The organism is bacterium, from assembly GCA_022616075.1.
Taxonomy (GTDB): Bacteria; Acidobacteriota; HRBIN11; order JAKEFK01; family JAKEFK01; genus JAKEFK01.
Genome location: JAKEFK010000381.1, coordinates 1 through 14,961, shown reverse-complemented (window position 1 = coordinate 14,961; position 14,961 = coordinate 1). Strand labels below are relative to the sequence as shown.

Here is a 14,961-nt window from a genome sequence, read left to right as displayed (position 1 = left end):
TTTCCTGATCTCGCAAAAGAATTCTTCCGGTGTGGCTTGCAAAGGGGGAAAGTTGAACGTCAGGAGGAAATCATCAAGGACTACAAAGAAAGGCGATCTCGCGCCACTGAAGAGTTCCTCGCCAGCTTTCGGGGTGGGGATCACGACATTAAGGTGGTCGAGCAATTCTGGATTGTAAACGCATTTCTTGCCGACCTTCGGTACGGAGACGTTAACGAGCTTGCGAGTCTTGACAACGTTCTCTATCTTCAGCTGAATCGGATAGAAGCATTGCCTCCAGGCCACGATGGAAATCCCTTCAACGATGCTGTTGACGCCAGAGCAAAGATTAATTCCGATGCTTACTTTCATCTGAGTGGAATGAAAAACGGATGCATTGGCTTGCTGGATACAGGATTAAGGTCCACGCACGTAATGTTCGGACCAGCAGAGGACAACATCCGGATCGAAGCGGATTGCGTTTATGGTGGTCCGAGTTGTCTCGATCCGAGCGATCCAAATTTCAATCCTGCGGATTCTCATGGCCATGGAACTTCGACTGCGGCAATTCTCGCCGGAAATGCGAATCTCGGTGCGGATTTTCGCGGCGTAACGGGGATCACAGTCGATAGTTGGAAGGTGTACTTTCTTGATTGCAGTTCGGGACACTGTTTTTCTGGAATGGGCGGATTGCTGAATGCTTTTCAGCAAGCATTGCAGATGTTTGACCGCGTGATTTTAGTGGAAACTCAGGAACCAACGCCACCGACCGGCCCGCTGGCAATGGCGGCTAACAATGCTTTCGATGCGGGCGCGGTTGTTCTTGCTCCAACGGGCAACTGCGCCGTCTCTTCGTTGTGCGATGTTCCGGAAGGATTTCCACAACCGGAATCAGTTCGTTCACCAGCCAACGCGCACAAGGTGTTGGGTGTTGGAGCATTGAACGTTCAGACCGAAATTACGGGAGATTATCAGGGTTTCGGTCCAACAAACGATGATCGCTATAAACCGGACATTCAAGCGCCCACTGACACCGAAACCGCTTGCCAGGATGGAATCTCGATTCCTGATGATGCTTTCTGTTCCAATCCCGGCACCGACTTTTCGCTTACCAGCCGATTTGGTGGAACGAGTGGTGCGGGACCGTACGCTGCCGGCGCAGCTGCTCTGGTCCGCAACTGGCTTCGCAAATTTAACACGTTCGATCCGGGACAGACCTATTCTTTAATGATCCTTTCAGGTACAGAGATTAATCCGTATCAAGAGCGCCTCGGTGTTGGACCAATTGAACTTCCCACGTGCGGATTCGCGAATTGGGGTAAAGTGATGATGGAACCTGTTATCATCAGCGATCCGCCGGAGCCGGGTGATCCTGTACCTGTCGCCGAAGTTGACATTCCGATCCAGGTTGGACTGAACAATCTCCGACTCGATGCGGCATTGTGGTGGCCAACCGTTCCCTTTCAGAGCGCTACAGATCTGGATCTTCATTTGATCGATCCGTTCGGAAACGAGCGAGCGAAAGCGGACGCCAATCGCGGAGTTTTCGAACGCACCCGCGCAAGAGCAAAGAAGTCAGTCGGAGAACTGGAACCCGGGACCTAGATTCTCCGAATCAGAGCACCGCAGCTGTCGTTCGATCAAACCGTATACTGGGCAACCAAGCTCAGAAGCAAAAACAATCAGTGTTTTCGACGATTCCCTGGATAAATCACCCACGGGGAGCGGTTTTTCAATCAGGGAGATGACCAAAAAAGCAATTTCTTATAATGTAATGGGTCTTGATGTGCCGGTGGTCTGGTTGTCTGCATAAAAGGCAAATCCCACTCTCATTTCAAAAATCTTGACACCCATAGAATTGTAAGTATATTACACCTTATGGTTGAATATCAATCGGAGACTTTAAATAATGCTTTTTTAGCGCTTTCTGACCCAACTCGTCGTGCAATTTTGGATCGGCTCCGGCGCGGTCCTGCCCGAGTAACGGAATTAGCGGCGCCTTTTGACGTTTCGCTGAATGCAATTTCCAAGCATCTGAAGATTTTAGAACGTGCAGGTCTGATTCAAAGAAGAATTTCCGGTAGGAATCACGAATGTAGTTTGAATGTAGAGCCTCTTCGTACTGCTTCTGCCTGGATTGATACTTACGAGAAGTTCTGGGAAGAGCAATTGGCTGCGTTGGAAAATCATCTGATAAGCAAGCGGAAAAAAATCAAAGGAGAAAAAAATGACTACTCCCGGAAAGTTGGTGATAAAAAGAATCATTGATGCATCCCCGGAAGAAATCTTTGATGCCTGGCTCAATCCGGAGAGTTTGCGTGACTGGATGGTACCAGGCCCATGGAAATACACAGAAGCAATCGTCGATTCGCGAGTCAGTGGAAAATTCTGGATCGTGATGAAGAACGATGAACGAGAATTTGAGCATACAGGCGAATATAAAATTCTTGACCGCCCAAAAAAGCTTGCATTTACCTGGATTTCAAAAGCAACAGGAATGAACCCGACTCTTGTCACAATCGAGCTGATTCAAAAAGGTAAGAAGACCGAATTAACGTTAACTCACGAAGGTCTGAGTGATGAAGCCAGAGAAAGTCATGAACAAGGATGGACCGATATTGTTGAGAAATTAGCGAAACATTTCAGCAAATCTTAAAAGAAAACGGTATTGCAAAATTCAAATGCAAGGTTCGGCACCGTCAGAAACTTGCCCTGCATTTCAACGAGAGTTTACAAAACATCATAAGGAGATAAGACGATGACAAAGCACATGACCGGAACACGTAAGGAGTGGCTCGCAGCGCGACTCGAGCTGCTCAAAGAGGAGAAGGAGCTGACGAGGCGTACCGATGAGTTGGCGCGGCGGCGGCAGGAGCTGCCGTGGGTTCGTATCGACAAGGAGTATCGATTCGAGACCGACGAAGGAAACGCCTCGTTGGCGGATCTCTTCCAAGGACGTTCGCAACTCCTCCTCTACCACTTCATGTTCGGGCCCGACTACACGGCGGGGTGTCCGGCCTGTTCGGCGATCGCGGACGGCTTCAACGGGTTTGTGGTTCACCTGGCCAACCATGACGTTATGCTCTGGGCGGTGTCGCGTGCGCCCCTTGCAAAGTTGCAGGCCTACAAACGGCGAATGGGCTGGACATTTCCATGGGCATCCTCATTCGGAAGCGACTTTAACTTCGACTTCAGCGTGGGGTTCACCGAGGAGCAGCAGCGCAAAGGGAGCATTGAATACAACTACCGGAGCGAGCCGCCGCTGGTCCCGGAAGATGTCAATGACCCATTCGCGGCCATGAGCGGAACAGACCCGGCCACGTACACGCGGGAGAGGCCGGGCATGAGCGCGTTCGTGCTCGAGGACGGCGTCGCCTATCACACCTATTCCGCCTATGCGCGCGGATTGGACGGCCTCTGGGGCATGTACCAGTGGTTAGACCGCGCCCCCAAAGGGCGTAACGAGACGGGCCTCTGGTTTCGCCGCCACGATGAGTACGACAAGCACTGAGCTAAGTCGCAGTTGCCGCGAAACAGCGGGACGGGAGATCACACTCATGGCTTCCGAGCGGGCCTTCTTCGGCGTCTCGGCACTGCTCTTCGCTGCCAGCGCGGTGGTGACGATCGTCTGGTGCGGGTCCATGTCGACAATGGGCGAGATGCGGATGCCCGGCGGATGGACGATGTCGATGGCGTGGATGAGGATGCCCGGACAGACGTGGCCCGGCGCCGTGGCGTCGTTCCTTGGCATGTGGGTCGTGATGATGGTGGCGATGATGCTCCCATCCCTTGTCCCAATGCTGTCGCGCTACCGCCAGGCCGTCGGCAGGACAGGCGCGACGAGCTTGGGTCCACTGACTGCGCTCGTTGGGGTAGGTTACTTCTTCGTGTGGACCGTGTTCGGAATGGCCGCCTTTCCGCTGGGCGTCGCGCTAGCGGCAGTCGAGATGCAGCAGCCGGCGCTCGCGCGCGCCGTACCGATCGCAGTCGGCGCGGTCGTCGTGATTGCCGGAGCGTTCCAGTTCACTTCATGGAAGGCGCGTAACCTAGTCTGCTGCCGGGAGGTACCTGGGCGCGACAGTACGCTCCTAGCCGACACCGGCACGGCTTGGCGACACGGCGTGCGCCTCGGCCTCCACTGCAGCCACTGCTGTTCCGGTCTGATTGCGATTCTCATGGTCATCGGGGTCATGGACCTTCGCGCGATGACAGTCGTGGCCGCAGCCATCACCGTTGAACGTCTCGCACCGGCCGGTGTGCTCATGGCGCGAGCCATCGGTGTCGTCGTTGTCGCGGTAGGGTTGTTTCTGATCGCGCGAGCAGCCGGGCTCGGATGATGGATCCCATGGTGTTTATCATTTCATGTTTGCTCCCGATTGGGATGAGGGTTGTCCAAGGTGTTCATTTGTTAGTGATCACGTCGATGGAACCCCTTGTGCATCTTGTCATCATGATCGTTACGAATAAAAAATTGGTGGTGCTTTCACTTCTTAATGTGCCGAAGTGTGAGCCTGAAGCACTGCAAACTTCCTGCCGTAGACGAAATGAAACGATGTCGATATGAAATCCCTGTGTTCTCAGCGAATTTGTCTTCAGTTTCTTACAGTAGAATCTCTCGAAAGGCCTTCAGTGGAAACGCCCATTTCGCGCGGATGAGTGATTTATCAGATCCCCAGCACTTTTTTAGAAATGTGCATGGTTACCAGCACGTGAGGCATATCCACAACCTCGGCAATTTTCAGATCGCAGGCAAGCGAACACAGAACATAGGCTTCATTGCGGCTTAATCCTTGTTCCTGAACCAGATAGTCGATCATGTAACGTGTGGCCTTCTTAGCGGCTTCGTCGATTGTTGTCGCAAAACCAGTAACTGCATAATACTCTGAGGTTTCGTACTGCGGCTCCGGAATTTTCTTGTTCTTGAGAACGTTTACCTGATACACAATCCGCATGGGCGCTTCAATAGCAGTGCCGCAAACTTCACCCAATCCCTGTGCCGCATGAGTATCGCCGATTGAAAAAAGCCCCCCTTTGACGAAAACCGGAAAATAAACTGTGGTGCCTTCCACAATGTTTGGATCATCCATGTTTCCACCGTTTGCTCGCGGAGGAATGGTGGAAAGCAATTCATCCGTATCCGGGGCGACACCCATCACACCCGCAAAGGGCTTCAATGGAATCTTGATCTTTTCGGTAAATGAAACGCTTTTCGCATCCTTACCCAACTTAAATGTTTTCAGAAACGGTTCTGGAAATTCATCGGACAAAAAACCGAAGCCGTGGAAGATGCCCACCCAACCCCAATCGCCGATTTCAATCTTGATCAGTTTCACCGCTAAACAGTCGCCTGGTTCGGCTCCCTCCACATAAACCGGCCCGGTCAGCGGATGAACGGGGTCCATTTGAACCTTCGACACATCAGCAAAAGTGGAATTGATGTTCAGCTGACGATCTGACGCTTCTTCCGTATCCACTTGAATGACCGCCCCATTAGGCACTTTCAATACCGGCGGTATCGTACGGCTGAATTTGTTGTGAGTCTGGTCGGAAGTTAGAAAGTATTTTGGTTTCAGTTCACTGCCCGATTTCCCGGCTGCTGCTATGAACACCACTGATGCAAAAATCGTTAACAACAAACCAATGCGAAAGCGGTCAGATGAGTTCAACAGCATTCCAACCAACGAGGTAATTTTATAATAGCACAAGGGGTTCTTACGAAAATCATAGTAACGGAAGGAGAAATGCCTGACTGGCTACGAGACCGCCGGCTGGTACTGAATGCGCACTTTGTGGTACCGTTCCTGAGGGATGGCATTGAGTTTGGGCGCGAGAGTTGGTTCCTATCAAATTCTGGCTGTGATTGGTGCAGGTGGAATGGGCGAAGTGTATCGCGCCCGCGACACCAGGCTGAATCGTGATGTGGCGATCAAGAGTCTTCCGCACGCTTTTTCCGGCGATGCCGATAGACTCGCACGATTTACGCGTGAAGCTCACACGCTTGCGTCCTTAAATCATCCAAACATTGCGCAAATTTACGGTCTGGAAGAATTTAACGGAACTCGCGCGCTGGTGATGGAGCTTGTCGAAGGAGAGACGCTTGCGGACCGTCTTCAAAAAGGAACTCCGCCGTTGGAAGAGACGATTTCCATTTTCAGGCAAATTGCGCTGGCACTGGAATATGCTCATGAGAACGGAATTATTCACCGCGACCTGAAACCTGCAAATGTGAAGATCCGTCCCGATGGCACGGTCAAGCTACTCGACTTCGGACTTGCAAAAGCATTTGAAGGAGAGCCGGCTGGCAAATCGCCTGATCTCTCGAGTTCTCCCACACAAAGCCACATGATGACCGAAGCAGGAATCATTCTGGGAACCGCTTCCTATATGTCGCCCGAACAGGCGAAAGGAAAAGCAGTCGATAAACGCACCGACATCTGGTCGTTCGGTGTGGTGCTATTCGAATGTCTGACCGATAAAAAGCTTTTTGAAGGCGAATCGCTCCCGGAAATCCTGGGCTCCATCTTTCGCCAGGAGATTACGTTGGATGCGCTTCCTGCAACGGTTCCGGATTCCATCCGGCACCTTCTTTCCCGTTGCATCGAACGCGATCCCTCGCTCCGCTTGCGCGATATCGGCGAAGCACGCATCATCCTTTCGGCAACTGCGCATCCGGAAAAATCGCCGGCCGTTTCCGCTCCGGCCAAACGGAAATCTATCTGGAAAGCAGTTGCCTTAACAGCAATTGTAATGACGTTGATGGCGGCAGCAGCAACGATGATCTTTTACAATCGTTTCACACGCGACCAACCTTCGTTACATTTCGAAATTACCGGAGCTTCATTCAACTACACGTCAGTCGCTGCGATCTCTCATGATGGAAGTCAAATTGCGTACGTCCCTTATCACCCAACCGCCAGCTCCCCGATTTATATTCGCGCGCTGAACTCTTTTGCCAGCAGGCCGATTCATGGAACAGAAGGGGCGGCCAACCCGTTCTTCTCTCCGGATGGTTCCAGAATCGGTTACTTTGCGAACCGGAATTTGTATGTTGTCCACGTGAATGGAGGCGCTCCGCAGAAAATTGCTCTTGTTCCGGAAGGTTTGATTAAGAGCGGTTACTGGGCAAGCGATAATTCGATCTTCTTTTCAGGAGCTGAAATTGAAGGAAAGATTGCGCGTGGCATTTCCATAATCCGACCGGATACCGGCGATTTGAAACAGATTACAAAACCAACCGATGGTGAACGCGATCATTGGCATCCTTATCCTCTTCCGGGCGGACGCTGGCTCCTGTTTACTGCCGGGACCGCCGCGATCGATGCTTTCTCGCTTGAAAGCCAAGAACGTCACCGCGTGATTGATGCTGCGATTAATCCGCAGTACACTTCCGGACACCTCTTGTTTTACCGTGAATCGGATCTCAACATTTACGCGGCGCCATTCGATATCGATAAAGCTGTCGTTACTGGAGAAGTGAAACTGGTGCAAGAAAATGTATCGACGCGTGTCGGTGCATACGGAACCTATGCTGTCGCTGAAAATGGAACAATGATCTTTACACCTTCGGAGGGTGCCGCGGCAACAGGTGCTTATGGTGTGGTGTGGGTCGACAGGAAAGGAACGATTACGTCACTGGTAGAACATCGGGATTCCTGGACACAACCGCGTATTTCCCCGGATGGGCGCACGTTATTGATCAATCAAAGCGGTAATCTGGAATGCATGTTGTGGACCTACGATCTGAATCGCGGAACACTATCAAAGCTTACTTTCAATCGTGATCATCATGGAGCTGCCTGGCATCCGTCCGGCAAAAAGATTGTTTTCAGTCTGGGGGCTGAAGGAGCCAGAAATATCAGTGAAAAAGACTTGGATCCGGCGGCGGCGGAAGAATCCATCGTCACGATGGAACAGGACTTGAATCGTCCAACATGGTCTGCTGACGGCAAATATCTGGTTTTTGATTCGTTGTCTGGAGACCGTGGAACAGATCTCTATGTTGCTGATCTCAGCAAGGGAGGAAAGCCTCAACCCTGGCTGGCGTCACCATTCAACGAGACACTTGCCGCATTCTCACCAGACGGACGCTGGCTGGCTTATGTCTCCGATGAGTCAGGAAGAAATGAGGTGTACATTCGGTCCTTTCCGGAACCGGGTACTCGGATTCAGATTTCTACTCAAGGCGGTACTGGCCCTTTGTGGTCCCGCGATGGCAAGGAACTGTTTTACAGCTTTGGAAGGCAGATGATGGACGTCAACATTTCCTACAGTCCGGAATTTTCCGCTTCCGTCCCCAGAAAACTGTTCGACGGTCCTTTTGTCTGGGAGCGCGCCGCAAATTACGATATCACTCCGGATGGACAGCGTTTGGTGATGATCTATCGCGACGCACCGGAAGGGACCACCGAAGTTGTGCGCGTGATCACCAACCTTGGCTCAAAACTTGTCTCGCAATCTGCCAGATGACTTTCTGTGATTTTTTGCTACTAAAGGATAGGAAACTCTCAGAAATCAAGAGTTTCTGAAAAACTCTCCCATTGCCGCCTTACGTCCGTCATCAGCTTCTGAAATCCCGGATGGGAACGGATGTTTGCAAGCAGCGGATCCTCTTGACTCAAGTACGGATAATTGATAAAGCCACGACTCACAGACCGTGTGAGCCAGCGCAAAGCTTCATCGGGTTCGTTCAGGATTGCGTAGCTTTGTGCTACCGTGTAGGTCCAATGCAGGTCCCCCCAGATGGCAGACTCGAATTCAGGTGTCGCCAGTCTGTGCACTTCCTGCTTCTCTCCTGCAAGCGCATGTTTGAGAAGATGTGCCATGGTGGATAACGAATCGGAGGTTGGATCGGGAAAGTGTCGATCAACAATCGCCACAACCCCCGGAATATCTCCCGCGGCCGCGAGGCAAAAGGCCGTATTCCAGGGAGGAATCGGACTCTCACCGGCCAGTTCCTGGCATTTCTTAAGGTGTCCCATTGCAGATTCAATCCTTCCGTAGACATATTCCATGTACGATTTGAGCCAGTAGAGCATGTCCCACAATGGATCGATGGATTCTAATTTTTTGAGGACGTCCTCCGCCTCTTCCATCTTTCCGGCGTACACCAATCCGGCCGCCAAAAAGAAAAGACAATCGGGGTCGTGGGGATCCAGACTCAGGGAACGCCGCAACTGACTTACCCATTCCCGAATATTGCCTCTTTGAGCAGCAATGAATCCGAACAAAGCAGGGGCATGAGGGCCATTCGGGTCAAGCTTCTGCAGCTTTCGCGCATATTCCTCGGCGCGATCCAGATAGGATGGATCTGATGTGAATCCCATGTTTACGTACTGCCAGACAGCGATTCCCATTCCGCGGTTCAGAACGATGTTATCTGCCGAAAGGTCCAGAGCCTTTTTGAGATTCGAAACGGCGGAGTCCAGCCGCTCCTTTGTAAAGCTCCAGATATCCTTGCGCGCTTTCAGATAGGCGTCGTAAGCATCGATGTTGCCGATCGGATGCTCACCCAGGCGGCGATCTTCTTCTTGCGTGAGCTTCAGGCGTAGTGATTCGACAATGGAACGAGCAACTCGTTCCTGAATTTCGAAGATATCATCGAGCGTGCCGGTATATTTATCGGACCATAACAAGGTGTCTGTTTCGGTGTCCGTTAATTGTGCTGTAATCCGGATCTGCTGACCTGCTTTTCGAACGCTTCCCTCAAGCACATAACGAACATTCAATTCGCGGCGAATGGTCGATAAGTCTTTGTCCGTTCCTTTTAAACGCATGGATGAGATTCGAGAGATTACCCGCAGCGCGGTTATCTTTGACAGATCAGAGATCACCTCTTCCGTTAATCCATCGCTGAAATATTCGTTCTCCGCATCGGCACTCATATTACGAAACGGCAGTACAGCAATCGAAAGGAGACTCTTTTCCGTTTTTACCGAGCCGCTCACTGCAGACGATTGAGGACGGAGTGCCGGAAGCAGCTCTTGCGCGGAAGGGAATCGATTCTCGGGATTTTTGGAGAGACATCGTCGCACAATGGATTCTAGTTCTGGCGCAACTTGAATCCCGGACCCCGCAAGATCGGGCGGGTCGTCCCGAAGGATAGCCGCGATCGTTTCGGATGAAGTAGGACGGTCAAAACAACGGTGTCCACTGAGCATTTCGTAAAACACAACTCCAAACGCGAAAACATCCGAACGCGAATCGACGACTTCACCGCGTGATTGCTCCGGAGACATATAGGCCAGAGTTCCCAGCAGGACGCCCGGCGAAGTCACAGCATTCGTTGGTTTCAAGGAAATTTCCGCCTGGACTGGAGGTGCTGAAATTCGAGCCAGACCAAAATCAAGAATTTTCACGCGATTCTGCACCGTCAAGAAAACGTTTTCCGGCTTCAAGTCGCGATGAACAATCCCGCCGCTGTGGGCAGCAGCAAGTCCTTCTACAATCTGGATCCCGACATCAAGCGCTTGGATACGGGGAAGCTACCATTTCGCAGCGCCGAACGAAGAGTCTCGCCTTCCAGCAGTTCCATTACAAGATAGTGCACACCGTTGTCGCAACCGATATCGTATAGTGTGCAGATATTGGGGTGATTCAGACGCGCAACGACCCGGGCCTCCTGTTCAAATCTTCTTTCCGCATCCGGACCCGCAGAAAGGTGCTCCGGCAATACCTTGATCGCTACCCTGCGGTCGAGGCGCGTGTCACGGGATACGTACACTTCGCCCATTCCCCCCGATCCCAATGGAGCGAGAATCTCATAAGGCCCCAGTAACGTTCCCGGCCAGACCGCCATATTCAATCCTCAAATTCTCTTTGCCTTGTCATTATAATCCAGCACTGAAAGCTCTCAGAGTGGATAACGATATAAGAAAATTCGCGCCTCTAACTACGAGCTCCAACATGATTGGTAGGTCTGTTTGCGCCATCAAGCGATTCATGGCTTCATATTATCTCAAGACAGAACGGGGCTATTTGGGCTTTTAGAGCGGGTGGCCGAACCCCAAAACCCTGAAATATCCTGTTCCCTAACCATGGGACGCGCCTCTCCGATCAGCTGAAGCTTCTCAGTATCAAATGCTGTACCATTAACGTAGACTGGATAGTTAGGACTAGGTTATTTAAGTGTCACTATCATGGGTGGATTACCTTCACTTTTTTTTTCTTCAACGCGCCCAATTCCGGGATGCTCATACCTATGGTACTCATAGAAATCGCCTGAGACTTCGATAGTCTGACTGCTTTTCTTCACCCATTTTGATGGTGTGCCTCCATATGCTTCAAGAAGACGTTTCAAGTCTCGAATCCGGCGTCCTTTCGCAATGACTCGTGACTGCGCCAGCATCTTCGCAGTGAGTCTGACACCGGTTGCGGATCGTTTTGGTATTTTTCCTTCACTCCGAATTATTCATTATATGTTTTGCTTCATCAAAATTAAATCGACACGCCAAAGGCTCTAGGACACTTCCAACGGACCATTCTTATTCAAGAAAATCCGAATTTGGCGTTGTTGCAAGGCGGCTGCCGCGCAAGTGGCGGGCGAAGCGAAGGAAAATGTGGTGCGGACTCAACATCCGCACCACATAGAAAGGCGGGGCCGACGGGACTCGAACCCGCGACCTCCGACGTGACAGATCGCTACAACATCGTCGAGACGTCGAGATCCCGGTATCCAAAATGAACCAAAATCAACCAATTTGGGTGCAAAAATGCAAACAGAATGCAAACGAAAACCACCGGATTGGGGGATGTATCAATTGCCATTTGACGGAGGTAAATTCCTTTTCTCAGTCGACTGATTCCTACTTCTGCTTCGAAACGTTCCGCTGTTGTGGCGGATACGCAGTGGTTTATTCTGCGGGAACATTAACGAAGGGGTTATCGCGTAACACTAGTTCGTGATGCTGCGCGTCTTTCCAAAATGTTTGCAGTATTAAATGGATCGCATTAAGGAACTCGGGTTTTCAGCAAGACATGTTCGATTTCACTGAGCTGCGCTTGTTTTGCGTAATCCAAAGCCGTTTTCCCGGCCGCATCTGTTGCACTCAAATCAGCGCCTGACTGAATCAGCATCTTCGCGATAGCTGCATGGTTTGCCTTGGTAGCCCAGATCAGAGGTGTCAAACCTTTTGCGTCCTTCAAGTTGGGATCGGCGTGAGCTTCCAGAAGCGCTTTCACAGTCGGTTCATCCCCTTGCTCGCAAGACCAGCTTAAAGGAGTGCGACCGGCAGAATCTGTTTGGTTCATCGATGCGCCTGAAGTAATTAGAATTCTTGCCATTTCAAATTGTTTGGCCCGGAGTGCTTGAATCAATGGCGTGTATCCAAGCTCATTCGCAATATTCGGATCGGCACCCGCAGCAATCAACAAATGCAGTATCCTAGGATTGCCACGAATGGCAGCAAGGTTCAAACTGGTATCGCCGTATCTGTTTTTGATGGAAGGGCTGGCTCCGGCTTTGAGAAGTGTCTCTACAACATCAGGATGATTGCCGATAATCGAAAACATTAGAACGGTAAAACCAAACTCGTCCGCATCATTCGAGCTTGCGCCGGATTGAATCAACAGACTTGCTGTGGCTGTTTGTCCGTAATAGGCAGCCACCATTAGCGGGGTCAAACAGCGGTCATTTTCGCTGAAAATGCTAACCGTGCCGCTACCATTCACGTTACCTCCTGATTGAACGAGGTTCGCTAGTCTTTGTGTTTGGCCAGACCGTGCGGCTTCCAGCAATTCAACATTGCTACCACACTTTGACGGCCGCAAAACTCTGGAAGGAGTCGCACGCTCAGGAATGGGAGCCGATGGAGGCGGAAACTCATGAATCGAGCGTGATCCAATCAAGAGATAAAGGCCGCCGAAGATCATAATTGCCGCTGCTGTTACGACTCCCGCAAATTTCCGTCCCGAAATAATCAATTCCTTTTTGCCCGGGCAATTGTACAGGCTGCATCGCCCATGTTCGTTCCAGCAGGCGGCGTGATGCCTGGTTCCGCACACAGAGCAACGAACGATCTTTTCTTTTCCAAAAGGCGCTTTGCAAAACGGACAAATCACTGAAATCGGCAATGCCTCTATCGGAGTGGCAGCCTCTTGGACGAGTTCTGCCTTCTTCACTTTTTGTGATGCCAGCGACTCCGAACTTTGTTTACCTTCTTTTCGCATCTTCCTGTAATCTTCGGCGCGCCCGAGATTCGTCTTTCTTTACAAGCAGTATATCCCTATTTCCGACTTCCGAATTATCAGAGATGAACGATGCGTATCCCAACCATACGTAAGTTCTTTGAATCCTCATCTCGATCAGAAAGACTTTTTTGTATAGTGAACGCTTTTGCATTTAACAATGTGTGAGCTCTGCGAGCTGATCTTGCGACAAAGATTTTGTGGAAGAAAAGTAAACCGGCGGTTTCGCTTTAATTTTTCTTTTTGCAATCGCATCCAGGACTCCCGAAATTCTCGCGCTTCCTGTTATCGCCGAGCGGATGTATGCGCGTTGGGAGTGAATTCGTTGGGTCCTTTACGAAGCCGCCGGCAGATTCCGGTCAACGCCATCTGGTCTACACTTTTGACTGATGTCGAGCGTGTTTGTGTGATTGCGGGATGTATCAATTTCCATTGACACGCGTTTGCTTTCTACACGTAACGGGCAAATTAGCGGATGCTTCGAAATCAATTCTTAAGCGGATGATTTTCGACTTTATACGCTCATCAGAAATGAAAATGGGCTGAGCGGTTTGTTCGACCACTCAGCCCAAATGTGTCTGCGCGTCTGGCATTGACGCGTTGAGCGGGGCCGACGGGACTCGAACCCGCGACCTCCGACGTGACAGATCGCTACAACATTCGTCGAGACGTCGAGATCCAAGTATCCAAAATCGACCAAAATAAACCAATTGGGGTGCAAAAATGCAAACAGAATGCAAACGGAATCTGGTTGAAGTTCTGACTTTCAGAAGATTACACGCGGATAGGGAGCAATCTGGGCCCTGGCTCTTTCTTCATCTATGCTGATTAGAACGCCTTGCTCTAATTATCGGAACTGATTCATTGCGTCAAAAACAATTCCACTAACACGTTCCGGTCGCAGCAAGGATCGAACCGAAATCGAGATCGTGGGTGAATAGAACATAGGCGTGATCTGCGGCCCAAGAAAGGATCTCTTGATCGGTGGCTTGAAAGTTGCCGACTTCAGTCCAGTGAAGGGCTTCGAAACCGGCACCTTTGAAAACTGTTGTCCAATCCGGTGAGAGGTTCGTGTCAATTAGGATCTTCATCCGCCGACTTGTTTAATAGGAACATCAATCTCTTCTGCCCGCCAGGCAGCATAGGAGAGCGCTTCATCTATGTCTTCAGGTTTCAGATATGGATACAACTTAAGGATTTCTTGTTTGGGAGTACCGACGGCCACAAGACCGACAATCATACCGACTGTGACTCTCATTCCGCGAATGCCAAGGTTTTCCGGTTCTTCTTAACAGTGTGTAGCGGTAATTCGACCGTAAGTGATTGATGTACAACAACATCTATAGTCGCGATGACCATCACATTGTGATCCGAAATATTCAGCCGATAGCAACTAAAAGAACTCGCAACTAAAAGAAAAAAGGCAGCTTTCTCGAGGGAGACGGTGGTTGGATCTGCTGACTCGGCGAATTTCAACGTTACACACTCTTACGAAGACCCGGTTTTCCTCCCATCACAGCTGGATCAAATGGTATTCGTTTCAATTCTTTCATGGTCCGCCATACCTCTTTTCAATCATAACCGCTCCGATGAGCCGTGTGACCACAGGCTAAGGGATCTCAGCTTGTCCATGAGTTTCTTATCTTTGGTACTCACGTTGTCCATCTGCCGTTTCCGCATCTGAAATTCTTGCCGTACGGCAAGAATTTCAGATGCGCGTGAACTGGATGGCGCAGAGTTCAGCCGAATTTCACATATCAGGAAGATGACCAAGAAAGCAATTTCATAGCCAAGGGGCTG

11 protein-coding genes and 2 pseudogenes are annotated in these 14,961 nt (G+C 50.7%); 7 read left to right on the top strand and 6 right to left on the bottom strand.

Annotated features, from left to right (window positions below):
* From L0156_29565 to L0156_29540, 6 genes and pseudogenes are all read left to right on the top strand, one after another.
* Positions 1 to 1,584, top strand: a 1,584-nt coding sequence (locus tag L0156_29565) for a S8 family serine peptidase (GenBank protein ID MCI0607152.1), incomplete at its 5' end; no start/stop codon positions are given.
* A 273-nt stretch (positions 1,585 to 1,857) separates the two neighbouring features.
* Entirely contained in the window at positions 1,858 to 2,247 is a 390-nt protein-coding gene (locus L0156_29560) for a metalloregulator ArsR/SmtB family transcription factor (protein ID MCI0607151.1), read from the top strand.
* Positions 2,207 to 2,635 (top strand): SRPBCC domain-containing protein, encoded by a 429-nt coding sequence (locus tag L0156_29555; protein ID MCI0607150.1) that lies wholly within the window; start codon positions 2,207 to 2,209, stop codon positions 2,633 to 2,635. Before L0156_29560 ends, L0156_29555 begins: the two co-directional genes overlap by 41 nt.
* A 102-nt stretch (positions 2,636 to 2,737) precedes the next feature.
* Positions 2,738 to 3,490: a DUF899 domain-containing protein gene (locus L0156_29550; protein ID MCI0607149.1), complete on the top strand. Its 753-nt coding sequence runs from the start codon at positions 2,738 to 2,740 to the stop codon at positions 3,488 to 3,490.
* A gap of 46 nt (positions 3,491 to 3,536) precedes the next feature.
* Positions 3,537 to 4,316: a DUF2182 domain-containing protein gene (locus tag L0156_29545; GenBank protein MCI0607148.1), complete on the top strand. Its 780-nt coding sequence runs from the start codon at positions 3,537 to 3,539 to the stop codon at positions 4,314 to 4,316.
* Between the two features lie 13 nt (positions 4,317 to 4,329).
* Positions 4,330 to 4,407, top strand: a pseudogene (locus L0156_29540) (DUF899 family protein).
* Positions 4,408 to 4,643: 236 nt separating this feature from the next.
* On the opposite strand, the gene L0156_29535 reads toward L0156_29540, so the two are convergent.
* A complete protein-coding gene (locus tag L0156_29535) occupies positions 4,644 to 5,651 on the bottom strand; it encodes an acetamidase/formamidase family protein (GenBank protein ID MCI0607147.1) in 1,008 nt (335 codons plus the stop codon).
* Between the two features lie 136 nt (positions 5,652 to 5,787).
* Here L0156_29535 and L0156_29530 point away from each other — a divergent pair, with 136 nt between their 5' ends.
* A complete protein-coding gene (locus tag L0156_29530; protein ID MCI0607146.1) occupies positions 5,788 to 8,445 on the top strand; it encodes a protein kinase in 2,658 nt (885 codons plus the stop codon).
* Between the two features lie 38 nt (positions 8,446 to 8,483).
* On the opposite strand, the pseudogene L0156_29525 reads toward L0156_29530, so the two are convergent.
* The 5 genes and pseudogenes from L0156_29525 to L0156_29505 all read right to left on the bottom strand — a co-directional run.
* Positions 8,484 to 10,708: pseudogene (locus L0156_29525) on the bottom strand (tetratricopeptide repeat-containing serine/threonine-protein kinase).
* A gap of 1,217 nt (positions 10,709 to 11,925) precedes the next feature.
* Positions 11,926 to 13,143: an ankyrin repeat domain-containing protein gene (locus tag L0156_29520; protein ID MCI0607145.1), complete on the bottom strand. Its 1,218-nt coding sequence runs from the start codon at positions 13,141 to 13,143 to the stop codon at positions 11,926 to 11,928.
* A gap of 902 nt (positions 13,144 to 14,045) precedes the next feature.
* A complete protein-coding gene (locus L0156_29515) occupies positions 14,046 to 14,252 on the bottom strand; it encodes a DUF5615 family PIN-like protein (protein ID MCI0607144.1) in 207 nt (68 codons plus the stop codon).
* Positions 14,249 to 14,419, bottom strand: coding sequence for a DUF433 domain-containing protein (locus tag L0156_29510; protein MCI0607143.1), 171 nt, complete (start codon positions 14,417 to 14,419; stop codon positions 14,249 to 14,251). The genes L0156_29515 and L0156_29510 overlap by 4 nt, the downstream gene beginning before the upstream one ends.
* 317 nt (positions 14,420 to 14,736) lie before the next feature.
* On the bottom strand, positions 14,737 to 14,961 hold a 225-nt coding region (locus L0156_29505; GenBank protein ID MCI0607142.1), incomplete at its 5' end, for a hypothetical protein.